Origin of the sequence: Micromonospora sp. NPDC047467 (assembly GCF_040643095.1) — a bacterium.
Classification (GTDB): domain Bacteria; phylum Actinomycetota; class Actinomycetes; order Mycobacteriales; family Micromonosporaceae; genus Micromonospora.
This window is the reverse complement of sequence record NZ_JBEYTO010000008.1, coordinates 310,679-332,583: the sequence shown is the minus strand read 5'-3', so window position 1 is coordinate 332,583 and position 21,905 is coordinate 310,679. Positions and strand designations below refer to the sequence as shown.

Genomic DNA, 21,905 nt, shown 5'->3' with positions numbered 1-21,905 from the left:
CCGTCCATGTCTTGTGAATGTTAGCGATAACAGACTACCCTCGGGCCGCAGAGGCGAAGGGCACGCTTCACCGCTCCAGCCGACCCCCGGGCCGGTGGAGCCGAGCACGAGCAACGCCCCGCTGGCGGGTGTCCGGGCCTCTCCACAGGACGTTGAGCACCGCCGTCGACACCTGCGGCCCGCCCCGCGCGGGAGCCACGGTGGGCATCCGACCAACCCCGTGTCGATCCGCGACACCGCCACGCGCCGAGTCGAGCACCGTCCCGACGACCGGCCTCCGGGCGGTGCCGTCACCGCCCGCCTACCGCCCGGGCGGTCCCCCGCCGTGTGAGTGGCGGACCTGTGCGCTGAGCCAATCCCGATCAGTCAGGTGAGCGTCCCATCCCTGGGAGGTACCGATGCAATCCACACCCACACCGCCGACGAGGACCCGACTCCGGCGCACGGCCGCCTGGCTGGTGAGCCTGCTGCTCGTCTCGACGTTGCTGCCGGCCACCGCGGCGCGTGCGGACAATCCCATCGTCCAGCACATCTACACGGCCGACCCGGCACCGCTGGTGCACGACGGCCGGGTGTACCTCTACACCGGCCACGACGAGGACGGCTCCACGTACTTCACCATGAAGGACTGGCGGGTGTGGTCCTCCGCCGACATGGTCAACTGGACCGACCACGGCTCACCGCTGAGTGTCAGCACCTTCAGTTGGGCCAGCGCCAACGCGTGGGCCGGCCAGGTCATCGCCCGCAACGGAAAGTTCTACTGGTACGTCCCGGTGACCGCCCGGGCCACCAACTCGATGGCCATCGGCGTGGCGGTGGCCGACAGCCCCACCGGGCCGTTCCGGGACGCCATCGGACGGCCGCTGGTGGGCAACGGCGAGATCGACCCCACCGTCTTCGTCGACGACGACGGCCAGGCGTACCTGTACTGGGGAAACCCCAACCTGTGGTACGTGAAGCTGAACGCGGACATGATCTCGTACAGCGGCAGCGCCACCAAGATCCCGCTCACCACCGCCGGCTTCGGCGCCCGGTCCGGCAACGCGAACCGGCCGACGCTGTACGAGGAAGGCCCGTGGGTCTACAAGCGCAACGGCGTCTACTACAACGTGTTCGCGGCGGAGTGCTGCTCCGAGTTCATCGGCTACTCGACCGCGACCGGCCCGACCGGCCCGTGGACGTACCGGGGAACGATCATGCCTCGGCAGGGTGCGAGCTTCACCAATCACGCCGGGGTCATCGACTTCAACGGCGGCTCGTACTTCTTCTACCACAACGGCGCGTTGCCCGGCGGCAGCGGCTACACCCGCTCGGTGGCCGTGGAGAAGTTCACCTACAACGCCAACGGCACCATCCCGACGATCAACATGACCACGACTGGCGCACCGCAGATCGGCACGTTGAATCCCTACGTGCGGCAGGAGGCCGAGACGATCGCCTGGGGTTCCGGCATCGAGACGGAGCCGGCCAGCGAGGGCGGGATGAACGTCGGGTTCATCGAGAACGGCGACTACATCAAGGTCAAGGGAGTGGGCTTCGGCGCCGGCGCGACGTCGTTCAGCGCCCGGGTGGCCTCGGCGACGTCCGGCGGCACCATCGAGCTGCGCCTCGGCAGCCCCACCGGCACGCGGGTGGGCAGCTGTGCCGTGCCGGGCACGGGCGGGTGGCAGAGCTGGCAGACCGTCTCCTGCGCGGTCACCGGCGCCAGCGGCAACCAGGACCTGTACCTGCGCTTCACCGGGGGCAGCGGCAATCTGTTCAACGTCAACTGGTGGCAGTTCCAGACCGGCGGCAACCCGACGCCCACCCCGACGCCCACGCTGTCCCCGACTGCGGCCCCGACGCCAACCCCGATCCCGACGCCAACCCCGACTCCCCCGCCCACGCCCACGCCGACGAGCCCGGGTGGACAGTCCTGCGCCGCGACCCACACGGTGGTCAACTCCTGGCAGGGCGGCTTCGAGGGACGGGTGACGGTCACCAACGCCGGGTCCATCCCGATCAACGGCTGGCGGGTCACCTTCACCCTCGCCAGCGGGCAGACGGTGGCGCAGAGCTGGAACGGCACCTTCACCCAACAGGGCAACCAGGTGACCCTGGCGAACGCGACCTACAACGGTCAACTCGCGGCGGGATCGTCGACCACGGTGGGCTATCTCAGCGCGAGCACCGGCGGTAACCAAGCGCCGAGCAACGTGGCCTGCACGCCGGCCTGACGTCGGCGGCGCTGGCCCGCCGCGTCGGGGCAACGACGAGGCGGGCCAGCCCCCGTCGGCCACTCAGGCCCGTAAGCATCATATCTTTTCCATTGAAATTGCTCTATGGTTTCGTCATTGTGACGAGCGCATGACGAGGCTCCACCCATGCACACCTGCGCAGATAGCCAACGGGGAGCCCATCAGCCCCGACGAGCCCCGCCCTGAGGAGGCCCGAGATGTCAGATGTAACGCGTAGGCAGGCGCTCACGATCGGGGCAGCGGGCGCCACCGGAGCGCTGCTGCCGCTCTCCCTGCTCGCCGACGACCCGGCCCCCGCGTCGGCCCAGGCGGTGGCCGCCAACGAGCTGGTGCTGTGGTACGACGAATCGGCCGGCACCGAGTGGCTGCGAGCGTTGCCGATCGGCAACGGTCGCCTCGGCGCCATGGTCTTCGGCAACGTCGACCGCGAAACGCTCCAGCTCAACGAGGACACCGTCTGGGCCGGCGGGCCACACGACCCCAGCAACACCCGGGGCGCCGGATCGATCGCGGAGATCCGCCGACGGGTCTTCGCCAACCAGTGGACACAGGCGCAGGATCTGATCAACCAGACGATGCTCGGCAACCCGGTCGGGCAGTTGGCGTACCAGCCGGTGGGGAACCTGCGCCTGACGTTCGGCACCTCGGGCAGCGCGTCGCAGTACACCCGACGGCTCGACCTCGCCACGGCGATCACCTCGGTGGCGTACGTGCTCAACGGCGTACGCCACGAGCGGGAGGTCTTCGCCAGCGCGCCGGACCAGGTCATCGTGGTGCGTCTGACCGCCGACCGGGCGGCCTCCCTCACCTTCTCGGCCACGTTCGACAGCCCGCAGCGCACCACGGTGTCCAGCCCGGACGGCGCCACGATCGCCCTCGACGGCACGTCCGGCAGCCAGGAGGGTGTCACCGGGACGGTCCGCTTCTACGCCCTGACCCACGCCACCGTCACCGGTGGCACCGTCACCAGCTCCGGCGGAACGCTGCGGGTCTCCGGCGCCACCAGTGCGACGCTGCTGATCTCGATCGCCTCCAGCTACGTCACCTACCGCAACGTCGGTGGCGACTACCAGGGCATCGCCCGCCGGCACCTCACCGCCGCCCGCGCTCGCGGTTACGACGAACTCCGCGGCCGGCACGTCGCCGACTACCAGACGCTGTTCGGGCGGGTGAGCCTCGACCTGGGTCGCACCGCCGCCGCCGACCGGACGACCGACGAACGGATCGCGCAGCACAGCACCGCCACCGACCCGCACTTCTCCGCGCTGCTGTTCCAGTACGGCCGGTACCTCTTGATCTCGTCGTCGCGCCCCGGCAGCCAGCCGGCGAACCTCCAGGGCATCTGGAACGACCAGATGGCCCCCTCGTGGGACTCGAAGTACACGATCAACGTCAACCTGCCGATGAACTACTGGCCGGCGAACTCGACGAACCTGGCCGAGTGCCACCGACCGGTCTTCGAGATGATCAAGGATCTCGCGGTGGCCGGCGCGCGAACCGCCCAGGTGCAGTACGGCGCCGGTGGATGGGTCACCCACCACAACACCGACGCGTGGCGGGCCACCTCGGTCGTCGACGGCGCGTTCTGGGGCATGTGGCAGACCGGCGGCGCCTGGCTGAGCACGCTGATCTGGGACCACTACCTGTTCACCGGTGACGTCGAGTTCCTGCGGTCGTACTACCCGGCGATGAAGGGCGCCGCGCAGTTCTTCCTGGACACCCTGCAGACGGAGCCGACCCTGGGTTGGCTCGTCACCAACCCGTCGAACTCACCGGAGCTGTCGCACCACTCGAACGCCAGCGTCTGCGCCGGACCGACGATGGACAACCAGATCCTGCGTGACCTGTTCGACGGCTGCGCCCGGGCCAGCGAGATCCTCGACGTGGACCCCACGTTCCGGGCACAGGTCCGGGCGACCCGCGACCGGCTCGCGCCGACCCGGGTGGGCTCGCGCGGCAACGTCATGGAGTGGCTGTACGACTGGGTGGAGACCGAGCCCTACCACCGGCACGTCTCACACCTGTACGGCCTGCACCCCAGCAACCAGATCACCCGCCGGGGCACCCCGCAACTGTTCGAGGCCGCGCGGCGGACCCTGGAGCTGCGCGGCGACGACGGCACCGGCTGGTCGCTGGCCTGGAAAATCAACTTCTGGGCCCGGCTGGAGGACGGCGCGCGGGCACACAAACTCCTGCGCGACCTCGTCACCACGGCGAGGCTGGCGCCGAACATGTTCGACCTGCACCCGCCGTTCCAGATCGACGGCAACTTCGGCGCGACGGCGGGCATCGCCGAGATGCTGCTGCACAGTCACAACGGTGAGCTGCACCTGCTGCCGGCGCTGCCCGCCGCCTGGGGGCAGGGCCGGGTCAGCGGCCTGCGGGGGCGCGGCGGGTACACCGTCGGCATCGCGTGGAGCGGGGGCCAGGCACAGGAGCTCCTGATCGGCGCCGACCGTGGCGGCACGATCCGGCTGCGCTCGCGTCTGTTCACGGCGACCCACTCGGTCGTCGACGCGGCCACCGGCGCGCCGGCCCGCACCACGCGGATCGAGTCCGACGTCATCGAACTCACCGTGCAGGCGGGACAGTCCTACCGGGCGTACGCCGGGACCGCGCCGACACCGACGGCCACGCCGACACCGACGCCCACCCCCACTCCCACCCCGACGCCGTCCGCCACCACTCCCCCGCCGTCCGGGTCGGCGACCGCCGCCTACGCCATCGTCAACTCGTGGGCCGGCGGCTTCCAGGCCACCGTGACCGTCACCGCCGGTTCCACGTCGATCAACGGGTGGACCGTCTCCTGGACCTTCCCCAACGGGCAGACCATCGGCCAGCTCTGGAGCGGCACCCACACCCAGAACGGATCGGCCGTCCGCGTGACAAACGCCGCCTACAACGGCGCGCTCGCCGCCGGCGCCTCGACCACCTTCGGGTTCACCGGCGCCTGGAACGGCACCAACAACCCGCCGACCAGCCTCACCTGCACCACGAGCTGAGTCGCCGATACCCCCGCGCGGGAGCCGGGGCTCGGCCACCCGCCGACCGGGCGGCGGGTGGCCGAGCCCCACGCGCAGACCGCCGGCTAGAAGTCGTCGTCGAAGGCGACCGCGCCCGTCACCCCGACCTGGTACGCCGACACCCGCCGCTCGAAGAAGTTGGACAGCTCCTGCACGTCCTGCAACTCCATGAAGGCGAACGGGTTGGACGACCCGTAGTGCGGCGCGATGCCGAGCTGGGCGAGGCGGCGGTCGGCGACGTGCTGGAGATACTCCCGCATGTCGGCCAGGGTCAGGCCGGGCACGCCGTGGCCCACCAGGTCCTCGGCGAACTGCACCTCACACTCGACGGCCTCGGTGAGCATCTGACGGACCTGGTCGGCGAGGTCGTCGTCGAACAGGTCCGGCTCCTCGGCGCGGACGGTGTCCACGACGTCGAACGCGAACGCCATGTGCATGGACTCGTCGCGGAACACCCAGTTGGTGCCGGAGGCCAGGCCGTGCAGCAGACCCCGGGAGCGCAGGAAGTAGACGTAGGCGAACGCGCCGTAGAAGAACAGCCCCTCGATGCAGGCGGCGAAGCAGATCAGGTTGAGCAGGAACGTGCGCCGGTCCTGGCGGGTTCGCAGCTCCCGTAGGTCGCTGAGGGAGTCGATCCAGCGGAAACAGAACTCGGCCTTGCGTCGGATCGAGGGGATGTTCTCGATGGCGGCGAAGGCCTCGAACCGCTCGGTCTCGTCGGGGACGTACGTGTCGAGCAGGTTGAGATAGAACTGGACGTGCACGGCCTCCTCGAACAGTTGCCGGGACAGGTAGAGCCGGCCCTCCGGGCTGTTGACGTGCTGGTACAGGTTGAGCACCAGGTTGTTGGCGACGATCGTGTCGCCGGTGGCGAAGAACGCGACCAGGCGGCTGACCAGGTGCCGCTCGGCCGGCGAGAGCCTGTCGAGGTCGGCGAGGTCGGCGTGCAGGTCGACCTCCTCCACCGTCCAGGTGTTGCGGATGGCGTCGCGGAACCTGTCGAAGAAGTGCGGGTAGCGCATCGGGCGGAGGGTGAGGTCCATCCCGGGGTCGAGCAGCATGTGCGTGGTCCTCGTGTCGGTGACGGTGTCGGTAGTGGTGTCGGCGGCGGTCACTGGCAGGCCTCGCACGACTCGGGGTTCTCCAACGAGCAGGCCAGCGCGTCCGCGTCGGTCGTCGACGGCGCGAGGACCGCGACGGTGGCCTGCTGGATCCGCGTGGCGGGGCGGGAACGCAGGTAGTAGGTGGTCTTCAGCCCGGCCTTCCAGGCGTACAGGTACATCGAGGAGAGCTTGCCGATGGTCGGCGAGGCCAGGAACAGGTTCAGCGACTGGGACTGGTCGATGAACGGGGCACGAGCGGCGGCCAGGTCGATCAGCGCCCGCTGCGGCAGCTCCCACGCGGTGCGGAACAGCTCCCGGACGTCGGCCGGCAGCTCGGTGATGCCCTGCACCGACCCCTCGGCTCGCTTGATCGCCGACCGGGTCCGGTCGGTCCACAGGCCACGGGCCTTGAGCTCGCGTACCAGAGCGGTGTTGACCTGGAGGAACTCACCCGACAGGGTCTCGCGCTTGAACAGGTTGGACACCTGCGGCTCGACGCACTCGTAGCACCCGGCGATCGAGGCGATGGTCGCCGTCGGGGCGACCGCCACGAGCAGCGAGTTGCGCAGCCCGTTCGCCCGCACCCGCTCGCGCAGCGCGGCCCAGCGCGCGGTCTGCGTACCCTCGATGCCCCACAGGTCGGGTTGCAGGTTGCCCCGCGCGGCCCGGGTCTGCCCGAACGCCGGGTGCGCGCCGAAGCGGTGCGCCAGGTCGGCGGAGGTCTCCAGCGCGGTCAGGTACAGCTCCTCGCTGATCCGGGTGGACAGCTCCCGCGCGGCCGGCGAGTCGAACGGCAGCCGCAGCGCGAAGAACACGTCCTGGAGGCCCATCAGCCCGAGCCCGACCGGCCGCCAGCGGGGGTTGCTCGCCGCCGCCTGCGGGGTCGGGTAGTAGTTGATGTCGATGACCCGGTCGAGGAACGTCACGGCGGTGCGGACCGTGGCGCGCAGCCGATGCCAGTCGATGCCGTCGGCGGTGAGGTGCGCGGCGACGTTCACCGAGCCCAGGTTGCACACCGCAGTCTCGGCGTCGCTGGACACCTCGATGATCTCGGTGCAGAGGTTGGACAGGTGCACGACGTTGCCCGGCTCGGCCGTCTGGTTGCACAGCCGGTTGGCGGCGTCCTTGAACGTCATCCACCCGTTGCCGGTCTGGGCGAGGGTCCGCATCATCTTCCCGTACAGCTCCCGCGCGGGGACCTGCCGCACGTAGCGGCCCTGCGCCTCGGCCTCCCGGTACGCGGCGTCGAACCGCTCCCCCCACAGGTCGGGCAGCTCCGGCACCTCGTGCGGGTCGAACAGCGACCACATCTCGTCGGCCTCGACCCGGCGCATGAACTCGTCCGGGATCCAGTTGGCGAGGTTCAGGTTGTGGGTACGCCGGGCGTCCTCGCCGGTGTTGTCCCGCAGTTGCAGGAACTCCTCGACGTCCGGGTGCCACGGCTCCAGGTAGACGCAGGCCGCGCCCTTGCGCCGGCCGCCCTGGTTGACCGCGGCGACGCTCGCGTCCAGCGTGCGCAGCCACGGCACGATCCCGTTGGACTGCCCGTTGGTGCCACGGATCAGCGCGCCCCGGGACCGGACCCGGGAGTACGCGATGCCGATGCCACCGGCGAACTTGGACAGGTTGGCGACCTGCGCGTACCGCTGGTAGATCGAGTCCAGCTCGTCGCGCGGCGAGTCGACCAGGTAGCAGGAGGACATCTGCGTGTGCCGGGTGCCGGAGTTGAACAACGTCGGGGAGCTGGGCAGATAGGCCAGGCTGGACATCAGCCGGTAGAAGCCGACCGCCTCGTCCGGCGTACGGGACAGGCCGCAGGCCACCCGCAGCAGCCAGTACTGCGGGGTCTCCAGCACCAGCCGGCTGGTGGGGTGACGCAACAGGTACCGGTCGTACACCGTGCGCAGGCCGAAGTACTCGAACCTCCGGTCGCCGTCCGGGTCGATCGCGTCGTCGAGCATCTCGGCGTGCGTCGCGACGAACGCGGCGGTGCCGTCGCCGATCAGGCCCTCGGCGTGGCCGATCCGGATCGACGCGCTGAACGAGGTGACGCCCTGCCGACGCACCTCCTTGTCGACGTAGCCGGACAGCAGCCGGGCGGCCAGGCGCGAGTACTGCGGTTCCTCGCCGATCATCTCGGCCGCGGTCTGGATGGACAGCCGGTCCAGCTCGGCCGTGGTCGCGCCGTCGTACAGGCCGCTGATCGTGCGGGTCGCCACGCGCATCGGGTCGACGTCGGCCAGGTCGTCGGCCCACCGCTCGACCGCCCGGACGATCCTGTTCACGTCCACGGGCTCGGTGGCGCCGTCGCGCTTGCGGACCTGCATCGGCGTCCGTCGCAGCGCCGTCTCGCCGCTGACCGGGGCTACCTCGGTGACTGTCACCACTCACTCCTCGCGAGTTCGAGACCAGATGGCCCTCGGACGCGAGGAGACAGACACCGGCGGACGCCACGCTGGGCGTGGGTCAGGTGGCGTCAGCCGTCCCACGCGGCCTCGGACCGCCGCGCACCCGGGTGCGGGTACGCGGCGCGCTGGCAGGTCTTCGGACTCGTGGGCACGACCGGGCTCGCCGGTCTCCTACTGGCCGTCGCTTCCCGGGCCGATTGGTGGCCCAGTGCCGATGACGGCTGTCGTTCCCACTCACCGCTGCGGGACAGTCCCGGATTCCCACCGGGTTCCCTCTTGCCTCGACCACTCCGAACGAGCGGCCGAACCAGCTGCGCTCGACACCATATATAGGGGCAGCAGCGTTTGTCACACCCCACATGTCGACGTCGGCGTGTCGGCGGCACCGACGCCCACCACCATCGATCGACGGGTCAGCCCGCGAGTGCGACTGTCTCCGCGGCCCGCGTGCGTCGCTCGACCGAGAAGCTGATCCCCGCCAGGCCCAGGCCGGCAATCGCAAGGACCACGCCCACCCAGGCCGGCGCGAGGTAGCCGAAGCCCGCGGCGATGACGACGCTGCCCAGCCCGGCACCGAGGCTGTTGGCGATGTTCATGGCGGACTGGCTCATCGCCGCGCCCATCAACTGCGCGCCCGGCGCGACAGTGATCAGGCGCGCCTGCAGGACCGGCCCCAGGTAGAGGCTTGTCGCGCCCACCAGGAACGCACCGACGAACAGGCCGACGCCGTTCGATGCGACGAGGCCGAAGACGGCGATGCTGACGATCATGGCGACGAAACCGACGTACATGCTCCGGCGCAGGTCCCGGTCCGCGAGCCAACCGCCCAGGGCGTTGCCGACTGTCATGCCCAGGCCCACCGCAACGAGCACCCACGGCACGGTCGTGGCCGAAAGGCCGGCGACGTCGGTAGTGACCGGCGCGAGGTAGGTGTTGACAGCGAAGAGACCGGCGAGGCCCACCGAGCCGGTGGCCGCCACGAGCCACACCTGCGAGGTCCGCAGGGCCCGCAACTCGGCGGCCGGCGAGGCGTCGACGGCCGCCACGACCTCCGGAACGACAGCCAGCACCGCCAGCAGCGTGAGCACGAACACACCGGCGATGACCAGGTACGCGGCTCGCCAGCCGACCGCCTGCCCGAGCCGCGTGACCGCCGGCACGCCCACCAGGTTGCTCACGGTCAGACCACCGAGCACGGCGGCGAAACCCCGGGCCTCGTTGCCGGGGCCGAGCAGGGCCGCCGCGAGCAGACCCGCCGCGCCGAAGTACGCGCCGTGCGGCAGTGCCGCGACGAACCGGGCCACCAGCACCAGGTCGAACGTCGGCGCGATCGCCGAGGCGACGGTGCCGACGATGAAGAGGACGAGCAGACCGAGCACCAGTTTCTTGCGCGGCAGTCGGGCGGTCAGCGCGGCGATCAGGGGCGCGCCCACCACCACGCCGAGCGCGTAGGCGCTGATCGTCCACCCGGCGCGGGCCACCGCGTCCGACGACGACTCGGCGTACTGCTGCGGGAGCAGGCCGCGTGCGATGTCGGGCAGCAGGCCCATCGCCGCGAACTCGGTGAGGCCGACCGCCACACCGCCCAGCGCCAACGCGAGAACCGCCCCCAGGCGTCGATTTCTGCTCAGTGCATGCACCGAGCGAATTTAGCAACAGCGTTGCGTAATAGGGTGGTGAGATGACGCGCACCACAGCCGACGTCACCTTCCTGCGCGGCTACAACCAGGCGTTGGTCATGGCCGTGGGACGTACCGTGCGGACGTTCGAGCGGTCGACCGTGGTCGACGCCACCGGCCTGACACCCCAGGCGGTCTCCAAGGTCATCGCCCGCCTGACCGCCGACGGCCTGATCCGTCCCGCCGGCGTCCGCCGCCCCGGCATCGGCAAGCCGGCGATCGTCTACGAACTCGTCCCCGACAGCCGGTACGCGATCGGCGCCCACGTCGCCCGCCGTACGCTGCGGCTGGTCCTGGTCGACCTGGCCGGCACCGTGCACCACTCGACGGTCAGCCCACTGCCCGGCGACTTCACCCCGGCGCAGCTCCTCGACGCGCTGAGTTCCGGCATCGACGCGATACCCGGCAGCACCGACCTGCGGGGCAGGCTGACCGGCGTGGGCATCGGCATGATCGGCCCGCTGGACCACGCGCGGGGCCTGGTCCGGGACGCCCACGGGCTGCGGCACTGGCACGACATCCCGCTGCGCGAACTCGCCGAGGCGCACCTGGGCCTGCCCGTGCATCTCGACAAGGACGTCACCGCGGGGATCACCGCCGAGGCATGGCGGCACGGCGGGACGTTCGGCGACGCGGTCCTCATCATGGTCGAGTCCGGCATCGGCGGGGGCTTCTGGCTGGGCGGCACGGCCCACCGGGGCGCGCACACCAACGCCGGGGAGTTCGGCCACACCGTCGTCGCCCTGGACGGGCCGCCATGTGTCTGCGGGCGGCACGGATGCCTGGAGATCGTGCACCACCACGCCGCCGAGGCCGGCGACATCGAGCGGGCGGCCCGCGTCCTGGCGGTCGGCGTGGTCAACCTGCTCCAGACCCTCGACCTCTCCCGCGTGGTGCTGGCCGGCGCCGACCTCCTGCGGCACGCGGATACCTACCTCGCGGCGGTCGAGGAGGCCGTGCACACCGACGTGCCCCGCGCGGACTGGCTCACCACGGACGTGACCCTGTCCAGCCTCGGCGCGGACGTGATCGCCGCAGGCGCCGCCATGCAGGTCCTCGACCAGCACTACGGCGTTCCGGATCTCGCCCCGCTCTAGAGCTGTTCTGCCCGCGGCGAGCCGCGTGGGGCAGGCCGTGGTCACGGCCCGCCCCACGCGGCTGCGCTACCCCCGGCTCAGTTCGCGCCGGTGACGGTGAACGGCCGGGACACCGTCGTCGCCGACGTGGCGCCGCTGAGCGTGACGCTTGTCGCGCCCGCCTTCGCCGCACCCGGGACGACGACAGTCGCGCCGGAGATCACACCGTCGCCGTTCGCCCGCACGGTGGTGCCCGCGAGGCCGTCGCCGAAGGTGATGGTGACCGTCTCGTTCGGCGCGAACCCGAAGCCGTCGACCGTGATCGACGTCCCGCGCGGAGCCGCAGTGCTCAGCAGCGCCACCCGAGGCTGGTAGCTCGGCGCCTCCGCCCGCCCGGTCACCTGGACGGTGGCCGTGGCCGGCGTACGAGTGGACGCGCCCGTCGCGGTGACGGCGTACCGTCCGGGTTGCGCGTCGCCCGAGGTCGGGACCGAGGCGCGGACCGTTCCCGTCGCGGAGGCCGCGACAGTCGTGGTCCGGGACGGGTCGGTGCCGACGCTGACGGTCACCTGCTCGCCGGCGGCGAACCCGCTGCCGTCGACGGTGATCGCGTCGCCGGTGGTGACGGTGCCGGCCTTCGACAGCGCGATCGTCGGCTGGGATCCGCCCCGGGCGACGGTCACGGTGAAGGCCGTGGTGCTGCTCGCCAGCGTGTCCCACGCCGTGACGTGCACCGTGTAGGTGCCCTCCCGCGCGTAGGTGTGCTGCCCGCTCATCGCGCCGGACGACCCGATCGTGACGTCCTCCGGAGCCGTGCCGTCACCCCACTGGACGCGGGCGCGGTAGCCCGTCGTGCCGGGAACGCCGCCGCTCACCGAACCGAGGTTCGCCGCGAGGGCCTGCCCGGCGTTCGCCGTCTGGTCGGCCGGGGCGACGGTCGCCAGCGCGGGGGCCTGCGTGCCGTCGTTGGCGACGGCGAACACGTGGATCCGGCCCGCCGAACGGGGGTCACCGGTCTGCGTCGGCAGGGTCACCGACACCAGCGTCTTGCCCGCCGGGATCTGGTACGGCGCGGTGGCGAACAGGAACGGCTGGGCGCCGTCCCGGCTCGTGCCGGACAGCCGGTACGCCGTCTTGGCGACGACGATGTTGCCGTAGGACGGGGTGCCGTTGGCGTTGCCGCCCAGCGTCCAGTCACTCATCTGGATCGGGATGCTGGCGGTGCTGCCGTCGCTGAACCTCGCCGTGCCGGTGGTGCTCTGGTTGCCCTGCGTTCCGGCGCCGATGAACGAGATGCTCGTGGCGTCGTCCGGCAGGTCGAGCACGACCGTCGCCCCGTTGCCGGTGGCGTTGTCCGGCTGCCCGGCGGGGATCACCGGCAACGTGAACCGCAGCGCCGTGCCGGGGACCTGCTGCTGCTGGCCCTGGACCGCGCCGCCCTCCCTCAGGGCTGCCCGCGAGTACGCCCACGACTTCGCGTCGCAGTCCGCCGCGAGGACGCCTTCGTCACCGATGCAGACGCTGTCGAACGCGGCGGTGAGGCCGGACTTCGGCACGTACGCCACGTCGACGCCGACCGTCGCGGAGCTCTGACTCGTGCCGTCGCTCACCGTGACGTTCGCCTGGTGGTAGCCCGGCGTGGCGTACGTGTGCGACCCACCGATGCGGTAGACGGCCCGCGAGTTCAGCGTGATGGTGCCCTCGGTGACGGGTGTGCCGTCACCCCAGTCGATCGTGGCCCGGTAGCCGTCGGCGTTGCCGCCGGTGACGGTCGCCAGGGGCACCGACGCGGGTACGCCGGCCGTCGCGTGCGCGCTGTCCGCGGCCGTCACCGCGATGTCACCGCCCCCGAGTTCGACGTCACCCCCGGCGAGCAGTTCGACCTCGGCGAGGGTGGTCTGCGCGGCGCCCACGGTCTTCGTCACGGCGAGACGGAACTGGGCGAACCGTCCCGGCTTGTCGATCGTGTACGGGCGGGTCTGGTTGCGCCACGGGAACACCTGGTCCTTACGGGAGTCCACAGTGGTCCAGGTGATGCCGTCGTTGGAGCCCTGCAACCGCCAGTCCGCCGGATCGCCCGCGCCCGCACCGGACGTGACGGTGTAGAAGGTCGGCTTCTGCTTGCCACCACGGAACGCCCAGGTGATCTGCGGCGTCGCCGAGGCGAAGGTCAGCTGCGTGGTCGACGAGTCGTCGAACAGCTTCGACGCGTCCTGACCGCCGGTGGCGGTCGCGGTGCCCAGACCTGGGCCGGTGGTGTCCTGCAACGGCTTCGGCGCCTTGTCGCCCTTGGTCAGCGACGGCGGGGCGTCGTTCTTGCCGCTGCCCCACGACGACGGGTTCGGGCCCATCTGGAAGTCGATGGTGCCGCCCTTGGCGAGCGCGGTCACGTCCAGGGACAGCCCGCGTTGCTTCTTGCCGTTGACCTTCACGTCCTGCACGTAGACGTTGCGGGTGCTGTTGTTCGGCGCGTTGACCACGATGTCGCCGCTGGTGCGACGAACCGTCATCTTGGTGAACTGCGGCGAGCCGATGGTCCACTGGGTCGACCCGGCCTGCAGCGGGTAGATGCCCAGCGAGCTGAGGACGTACCACGCCGACATCTCGCCGTTGTCCTCGTCACCCAGGTAGCCCTGGCCGATTTCGCTGCCCACGTAGAGGCGCCGCAGGATCTCGCGTACCGCCGACTGGGTCTTGGCCGGCGCGCCCGCGAAGTTGTACATGTACGGGATGTGGTGCGACGGCTGGTTGCTCATGCCGAGCTGACCCATCCGCACCGCCCGCGCCTCGACCATCTCGTGGATGATGCCGCCGTACCCACCGGGGCGGTCGGCGTTCTCCGGGGTGGCGAAGAACTCGTCGAGCTTGTCCCGCAGCGCCTTCTGACCGCCGTACAGGTTGGCCAGGCCCTGCCCGTCCTGCTGCGCGGTGAACGCGAAGTTCCACCCGTTGGTCTCGGTGTAGACGCCACCCCAGTCCAGCGGGTCACCGGCGAGGAAGTTGCCGGAGTCGTCGCGGCCCTGGAAGAGCTTGGTCTTCGGGTCGAACAGGTGCACGTAGTTGCGGGCACGCTCCAGGAAGTAGCGCGACTCCTCCTTGAGCCGGTCACGCTGCGACTTCGGCGTGGCCGGGTCCTTGGCGAGAGCTGCGGCCATGTTGCCGATGCCGTAGTCGTTGATGAACCCCTCCAGCGCCCACGACACCGACTCATGGGTGGAGGTCGGGGTGTAGCCGAGGAACAGGGAGGTCTCGATGCCCTTGCGGCCGACCGCGCTGCGTCCGGACGCGACGGTCGCGTCCTTGACCGCCGCGTCGTAGGCCGCCAGCGGGTCGGGCAGCTTGACCCCGCTGAGGTACGCCTGCGCCAGCGCCACGTTCGCGCTGGTGCCGGTCATCAGGTCGGCGTAGCCGGGGGACGACCAGCGGGCGATCCAGCCGCCGTCGCGGTAGTGCTGGACGAACCCGTCGGAGATCTTCGCGGCGACGTCCGGGTACAGCAGCGCGTAGGCGGGCCACACGGTGCGGTAGGTGTCCCAGAAGCCGTTGTTGACGTAGATCTGCCCGTCGACGATCTTCGCGCCGGTCCGGGTGGCGGTCGACGTGCCGGTCGGCGCCGACACCGGGCTCGCGTACTGCCAGCGCGGCTTGGCGGCGGTGCCGGTGTTCTCCGACTGCGAGTTCGGGTAGAGGTTGAGCCGGTACAGATTGGAGTACATGGTCACGAGCTGCGACTCGGTGGCGCCGCGCAGTTCAACCCGGCCGAGCCGGTCCTTCCACGCGGCGGTGGCGGCGGCGCGGATCTGGTCGAAGCTCCGGCCGGTCGCCTCCAGGTCGAGGTTGCGGCGGGCCTGGTCGACGGAGAGGAACGACGTCGCGAGACGCATCGTCACCTGGCGGTTCGCCGCGACGTCGAAGGTCGCCGAGGTCGCCGACGACGCCGTGGGCGCGCGGTCGAAGGCGCCGGACACGAACATGCGGCTGCGTCCGGCCGACAGGCCACTTCCGTTGTCGACCCAGCCGGTGAACGTGCCGTCCGTACCGATGGTGAAGGTGCCGTTGTGGAAGACGAGGCTTCCGGTCGTCGGCCCGGACGGGAAGGTGAACCGCATGATGCCGGCGTGGTCGGTGGGCGACATCTCCGCGACCAGGCCGTTCTCCAGCGCGACCCGGTAGAGGTCGGGCTGTGCGGTCTCGTCGGCGTGCCGGAAGGCGAGCGCCCGGCTGGCGGGTGCCCCGGTCAGCGGACCGTCGCCGGCCACCGGCATGACCGACATTTGGTTGCGGTCACCCATCCACGGGCTGGGCTCGTGGGAGATCGCGAGGCCCTGCAACGTGGGCAGGTTCGCCGCGTTGTTGGTCCGGTGGTAGTGGTACTCCCACGAGTCGGACGTCGCGTCGGTCACCGGCGTGAAGAAGTTGAAGCCGTTCGGCACGGCGGTGATCGGCAGGTTGTTGCCGCGCGAGAAACCGCTCGTCGAGTTGGTGCCCCGGCGGGTGTCGACGTAGTTGGTCAGCCGGGAGCCGTCGATCGGCGCCGGCGCGGCCGTCACCTCGATGTCGTCGAGCCAACCGGTGAACCGGGTGTCCCCGGTGGCCTGCGGGTTGTCGTAGGCGAGCAGGATGCGGTCGATGGTCTTGCCCCGGGCGACCGCGCCGATGTCGGCCCGCACCGCGTTCCACTGGTCGGCGAAGAGCGCCTTCGAGGTGCCCTGGCCGGCGGCCGTCAGCGGGTTGCCGTGCTGGTCGACGATCGCGCGACCACTCAGGTAACTGCCGTCAGTGAAGTGCAGGTCGAGGGCCGCGAAGGTGGACGGGTACTGGGCGTCCGAGCCGGTGAACTCGGGGAAGATCTTGTAGGACAGGCGGGTGTTCGGACCGACCGGGATGGCGACGTCGAACAACTTGTTTGTCGCGTACGAGCGGCCGTCGTCCTCGGCGCCGCCCGCGTACCGCAGGGCGGCGAGCCCGGTGAAGCCGACGCCCGGCTTCGTGGTGTACCCGCCGGCCGGGCCGGTGCCCACGACGCTGACCATGGGCGGGGCCGGCGGCCGGACGTCCGAGCCGTCGCTGATGTCCCAGCCGGCGAGCTGCACGATGGTGGCGCCGGAGTTCGCGGAGATGGCCAGCCGGTAGTACGCGTAGGCGGTCGTGTTCGCGACGGCGTACGTCTTCGTGGCGAACCGCTTGGCGAAGCTCTGCCCCGCCTGCCGGTCGAGGTCGGTCCAGGTGTTGCCGTCGGTGGACCCCTGGAGGGTGAAGTCCCGGGGGTCGCGGGTCGGCTCGTCGTCGGCCGAGGTCAGCGCGTACCGCTTGACGACCGTCGGCTTGCTGAGCTGGTACGTCACCGAGCCGATCCGCGCGAACGCCAGCCACTTGGTCGCGGGGTCGCCGTCGGTGAGCTTCACGGCGGTCTCGTTCGGAGGGTTCTCGGCGCTCGCGGTCACCGCCGCGACCTGGCCGAGCAGGCTGCCGGGCAGCATCCGGCGGTTCGATCCGGTCAGGTTCGACTGGATCGGCTTGCCCTTCGCGTCGACCTCGACGGTGGTCGCGGCGGGCTGCGGGTCGGCCGACTCGAACGACGAACTGAAGGCGCCGGGCGGCGCGGCGCCGGGTGCGGCGCTGGCCAGGGGCGCGGCGACGACCAGCCCCACCGGCAGTAGGGCGACGGTTGTCGCCGCGACCAGCCGGAGGGACACGGTGCGCGCACGGGGGAGATACGGCATGGGGGCGGGGCCTTTCGACTCGAACTGGTCGAGCAGGTCGTACGTCTGGGTTGAGGGACTGTCGAGGGTGGTCGGTCCCGGCCTGACATCGTTGTCATCGGGCTCGACGACAAGCGACAGCAGGACCAGCGGATGGTGGCAGATGTTTCCGGCAGACCCTTGCCGTGTCAATGGGTTGACCGGAAGGAAACTTAACGAACCCGCCCCTTGTGGATGTCAGCGCCGCGTCCCGGCGCCTCACCGGCCGCCCGCGGCCAACTCGGCGAGCATCCCCTCGCAACTGCGGACGACCACCTCCGCGCCACGACGCTGGGCCAGCGGGAGCCCCGGGTCCTGGGCCCGGTCCCGCCACCGCCACTGCGCGTCGGAGGCGACCTCCCAGAGCCGCCGCACGGTCGCCTCGTGCTCCACACCGAGCCGGGCCGCCAGGCCAACCCCGTCGCCGCCGATCAGCCGTCGCGCCTCGGCGGCCAACTCGGCGTCGAACCCGAGGCGGCTGTTGCGCAGCGCCACCAGCAGGCGCAACTCCCGGAACTCGTGCGCGCCCGCCAGGATCTGCTCGATCGCGCCCACCAAGTCGTCGGCGCCCCGGACGGGCTCCGCCCGCAGCAGGGCCTCCACGGCGGACAGCGCGGAGCGCGCCTTGAGCGCGTCGCGCCGGTCGATGAAACAGCGGGTCACCGACTCGCGCAGCTCGGTGAGCCCACTGCGCCGGATCAGCTCGGCGGACAACGCCACCCGACTGTCGAACCCGCCACGGACCAGCGTCGTCGCCAGCCGGATCCCGAAGAGCCCGAACCGGTCCAGCAGCGCGGCACGCACCTCGGAGTCCAGGCGTACCGGAAGGCCGCCACCGACGAAGCGATCGGCGGAGAGCAGGTGGGCCTCCAGCTCCGCGCGGGGCACCCCGGCCAGCGTCGCGAGCGCGGCGAAGTCCGACTCGCTGAGCAGCCGGCCCGCCAGGCCGACCGATCCGCTGCACGCCACCACGGTCACGGCCACGGCACCCACCCGAGGATCACGCTGGTGCCGTCGGGCCAGTTGGCGGGCCGTGAGCAGCCCGTCGATCCGGCCACCGCCGACCTCGTCCGCCCGGGACAGCACCATGATCACATTCACCGGTGCGGCCTGCCCGACGGCACCGTCGCGGCCGGACTCCAGCACCCGCAGATCGCTGTCGCGGCCGTCGCGGGTCAGAAACAACACGGCGTCGGAATCCCGCAGGACCCGGTCCATCACCGGCACACGGCCCTGCTCGCCGGCACCGCTGAGCGCCGGGGTGTCGATAAGCGTGACCTGCCGCAGCGCCCGCGTCGGCCACCGCACCACGATGTCCCGCACCTCCCCGGCCCGCCAGCCGAGATCCACCCGCATCCCGGTCGCCGACTTGACCACCGCCAACTCCTGTGGAGGCTGGCCCGCCGGGTAGGCGGTGGCACCCGGGTGCGCGCCGTCCTCGTACCAGGTGACGATGCCGTCGGCGCCCTCGACCGGCGCGACCTCCTCCCCCATCAACGCGTTCAGCACCGTCGACTTGCCGGCCCGCCAGGGGCCAGCCACCGCGATGCGCAGGGGCTGCTCCAACCGCGCCACCTGGTGCCGCAACTGGTCGACGGCCCGAGGGTTGTGCTGGTACAGGTCGATGGCCTGGTGCAACAACCCCCACGCCGCCTCGTCCAGCCGCACGCCGACGGTCATGCCCGGGGCTCCAGCAACGCCGGGGTACGGGCGTCGGTCAGCTGTTGAGCCTGCTCGTGCAGCGCGGCAAGGCGGGTCATCCTCAGCCGGATCTCCCGTTGCCGCTGCTCCCGCAGGGCGGCATCGGTGTCGGCCTCCTGCTTCGCGCTGCGGAACGACTGGACGATCGCCTCCTGCAACTCCTCGGTCAGCCCCGTGAAGTGGTCCCGCAGCATCCGCTGCACCTGCCGGGCGGCATCCCGGCAGTCTCTGATCATCCGGACGAAGAAGTCGTCGACATGCCGCTGGATGGCCGTCTTGACGGTCGCCTGCCGACGGCGGAGCAACTGCTTGCTCTCGTCGCGGATGCTCTTGCCGCCGAAGAGCGCGCCGATACCCACCGAGACCGGATTGATCATCGGCATCCCGGCCAGCGTGGTCGCCAGACCGAACATCAGCATGCCGCCGTAGGAGCCCTTCATGCCGGTGAGCAGCTTCTGGCCGGTGGTGAACCGGTCGATCCTCGGACGTTCCAGCTCCGGCAGCCGGTCGCCGAGATCGTCCGGCATGGTCATCGACCAGGGCGGCAGCACGTCGTAGCCGTACCGGGTGAAGTTGGCGGCCACCCGGCGGGCGACCCAGTCGCACCGCTGGATCAGCCACTCGTGGTTCGCCTCCGCAGCCTCGGTGAGGCTGCGCTCCAGCCAGTCCTGGAACGCGTCCCAGGCCACCAGCGGGTCGGACGCGTCGAACGCCTCGTCCACCGTGCGCAGGATCTGCCGGGTCCGGTCACGCAGGTCGTACTCGATGTCCGAGAGCAGGTCGGCCATCTCGTCGGTGAGGGTGTTCTGCCAGCGGGTGGTACAGCGGCGCAGCTCGTCGACCTCGCGCTGCGCCGCGTGCAGCCGGGAGATCGGCCCGGACTGCTCCTCGGCCTCGTACGTCGCCAACTCGGCACGCAGCGGCGCGGCCAACTGCTCCACCACCGTCCGGGCCACCGCCTGCACCGACGCCCGAGCCAACTGGTCGGCCTTGCCGGCCAGGTCCCGCCGCAGACGGGCGATCAGCGCCGGGAAGCCGGACTCGGCGTTCACCGCCCGATCGTCGGCCGTGGCCGCGCGCAGCCGCAGCGTCGCCGAGACCGGGATCAGCGGCGCCGGCACACCCGCGTCGGCGAGGTGCTGCCGGTTGCGCTCGGCGACCGTACGCCAGCCCGCCACGAGGTCGGTCTTGCTCTGCACCACGACCACGTTCGGTTGCGACCGCATGACGTGCAGCAGCACGTTCAACTCGGCGACCGAGAGTTCGCGGGTCGAGTCGGAGACCAGCAGCACGGTGTCCGCGCGGGTGGCGGCGGCCACCTCCACGCCACCGCCGACCGTCGCGACCTCGTCGGTGCCGGGGGTGTCCACCAGCACCAGTCCGGCACCGAGCAGCGCGCGGGGCACACCCACCTCGACGTACGCCGGCCCGCCCCCCGGTCGACGACCGACCGTGCCGGACACGCCGGCCGCGACCTGGTCGAGCGGCAAGGGGGTCCGCTCGACCAGAGTCGCCGCGGTGTCGGCGGGCCGGCCCGGGGTAGGTGGCGGCGCCTGGACGACGGCGGCGGTCGCCGCCTCGGCGTGCCGCACCACGGTCGGCAGGACGGTGGTGCGACCGTCACCAACCGGGCAGGCCGGCGCGTTGATGATCGCGTTGACGAGCTGGCTCTTGCCCTGGTTTGGCTCGCCGAGGACGAGCACGCGCAGCGTCGGGTCCAGCAGTTGGGCCCGCTTCTGCCGCACCGTCTGGAGCAGGTCACCGCGATCGTGTGCGGCGCACGTCCGGGCGATCTCGTCCAGCACGTCCAACCAGATCCCCGCCATCACCGCACCAAGTGTGCGGATTTCGGCTCAATTATCAAGAGGGACCGGCCGGACCGCCCGAGGCGGGCCGGCCTCCCCCTCCCGCCGGGCGTCCCCGTCAGAGCAGACCGCCGGTGATGCCGCCCAGCAGCCCGTGGTCCGACGAGGCAGGCCCCCCGTCGTGCGCGTCGCCGGTCACCCCATGGGTGAGCCCACCGGTCACGTCACCGACCGTGCCGGTCACACCGGGGACGAGACCGTCCACCTGGTGCGTGACACCGCCCACCACCGACGGAACGTCCAGCGGCGGGACCACGCCGCTGCCGTGACCCAGGCCCAACCCGCCCAGCGTGTCGTCCACGCCGAGGGAGCCGACGAGGCCGCCGACCTGACCGTGTGCTCCGGAGAGGACACCGCCGGTCAGGTCGCCGCCGAGCAGGCTCGGATCGGTGCCGCCGAGCAGACCGGTCGGGTCGCCGACGGTGCCGGTGACGTCACCGAGCAGCGGGTCCGCGATGCCGTCCACCGGCTGCACCACGTCGGCGTCGAGGGTGTGCGCCACGTCGGCCACACCGGTGAGGTCGGTGTCGAGGCCGCTCGGTCCGACACCCAGGCCGATGCCCGGCAGCACGCTCACGCCGGCGGCCACGGTCGACGGGTCGACGGCGAGCGCGCCAAGCACGCCGGCCTTGACGTCCACCCCGGTGGGCGAGCTGGTGAGGCTGATCTGCTGCGCCACGCTCTGCAGCTGACCGACCACGTCCGTGGTGTCGGTCACCAGTGGGTCGAAGCCGAGCTGCCCGACGGGCGGGGCCAGCGGCGCGAGGCCCTGCCCCGGGGCGTAGTCGACGACGAGCGGGACCACGTCCTGCACGTCGGCGGCGGTGATGTCGGTGAGCCCGGCGGCGTGCAGCGCACCCTCCGGGTCGAGGTCGAAGGCCGACCGCGCGTCCGGGTTGGTCAGCAGGTCGAGCACGAAGTCGTGGAGGGTCTGGTGCGAGTCCATGTGCCGGTTTCTCCTCGGATTGGCATCGGCGACCGTCGTTCGTCGACAGTGACGCTAGGGCCGGGTTCACCCCCGGACATCGGGGCTCGACCCGCATTCGAACCCGCCACGCTAGGGTGTTCGCCG

At 71.1% G+C, this 21,905-nt stretch carries 10 protein-coding genes and 1 riboswitch; of the genes, 3 read left to right on the top strand and 7 right to left on the bottom strand.

The annotated features are described in order from the left end of the window. Positions 1-398: 398 nt before the first annotated feature. Both ABZ780_RS23350 and ABZ780_RS23345 read left to right on the top strand, forming a co-directional pair. Complete coding sequence (locus ABZ780_RS23350) at positions 399-2,216, top strand: family 43 glycosylhydrolase (RefSeq protein ID WP_357487495.1); 1,818 nt, start codon at positions 399-401, stop codon at positions 2,214-2,216. Between the two features lie 218 nt (positions 2,217-2,434). Then, complete coding sequence (locus ABZ780_RS23345; protein WP_357487494.1) at positions 2,435-5,239, top strand: glycoside hydrolase N-terminal domain-containing protein; 2,805 nt, start codon at positions 2,435-2,437, stop codon at positions 5,237-5,239. Between the two features lie 86 nt (positions 5,240-5,325). Here ABZ780_RS23345 and ABZ780_RS23340 read toward each other — a convergent pair whose 3' ends face one another. The 3 genes from ABZ780_RS23340 to ABZ780_RS23330 all read right to left on the bottom strand — a co-directional run bounded on the left by ABZ780_RS23340 (position 5,326) and on the right by ABZ780_RS23330 (position 10,411). Next, positions 5,326-6,321 carry a ribonucleotide-diphosphate reductase subunit beta gene (locus ABZ780_RS23340; RefSeq protein WP_357002814.1) on the bottom strand — a complete coding sequence of 332 codons (996 nt, stop codon included), beginning with the start codon at positions 6,319-6,321 and terminating at the stop codon, positions 5,326-5,328. Positions 6,322-6,371: 50 nt separating this feature from the next. Beyond that, entirely contained in the window at positions 6,372-8,690 is a 2,319-nt protein-coding gene (locus ABZ780_RS23335; protein ID WP_357002816.1) for a ribonucleoside-diphosphate reductase subunit alpha, read from the bottom strand. Positions 8,691-8,880: 190 nt separating this feature from the next. Next, positions 8,881-9,098: riboswitch (cobalamin riboswitch) on the bottom strand. A gap of 86 nt (positions 9,099-9,184) precedes the next feature. Further along, the gene (locus ABZ780_RS23330; protein ID WP_357002230.1) at positions 9,185-10,411 is read right to left on the bottom strand and encodes an MFS transporter; all 1,227 of its coding nucleotides are present in this window, start codon (positions 10,409-10,411) and stop codon (positions 9,185-9,187) included. 41 nt (positions 10,412-10,452) lie between these two features. On the opposite strand from ABZ780_RS23330, the gene ABZ780_RS23325 reads away from it, so the two are divergent. Further along, positions 10,453-11,547 (top strand): ROK family protein, encoded by a 1,095-nt coding sequence (locus tag ABZ780_RS23325; RefSeq protein ID WP_357002233.1) that lies wholly within the window; start codon positions 10,453-10,455, stop codon positions 11,545-11,547. Between the two features lie 77 nt (positions 11,548-11,624). Here the strand turns inward: ABZ780_RS23325 and ABZ780_RS23320 are convergent, their stop codons facing one another. From ABZ780_RS23320 to ABZ780_RS23305, 4 genes are all read right to left on the bottom strand, one after another. Then, positions 11,625-17,249: a GH92 family glycosyl hydrolase gene (locus ABZ780_RS23320; protein ID WP_357487493.1), complete on the bottom strand. Its 5,625-nt coding sequence runs from the start codon at positions 17,247-17,249 to the stop codon at positions 11,625-11,627. A 237-nt stretch (positions 17,250-17,486) separates the two neighbouring features. Beyond that, entirely contained in the window at positions 17,487-18,947 is a 1,461-nt protein-coding gene (locus ABZ780_RS23315; protein WP_357002237.1) for a GTP-binding protein, read from the bottom strand. Next, positions 18,944-20,794, bottom strand: a complete 1,851-nt coding sequence (locus ABZ780_RS23310) for a dynamin family protein (protein ID WP_357487492.1) — start codon at positions 20,792-20,794, stop codon at positions 18,944-18,946. Before ABZ780_RS23310 ends, ABZ780_RS23315 begins: the two co-directional genes overlap by 4 nt. A 97-nt stretch (positions 20,795-20,891) precedes the next feature. Beyond that, the gene (locus tag ABZ780_RS23305; protein ID WP_357487491.1) at positions 20,892-21,779 is read right to left on the bottom strand and encodes an IniB N-terminal domain-containing protein; all 888 of its coding nucleotides are present in this window, start codon (positions 21,777-21,779) and stop codon (positions 20,892-20,894) included. Positions 21,780-21,905: the final 126 nt, after the last annotated feature.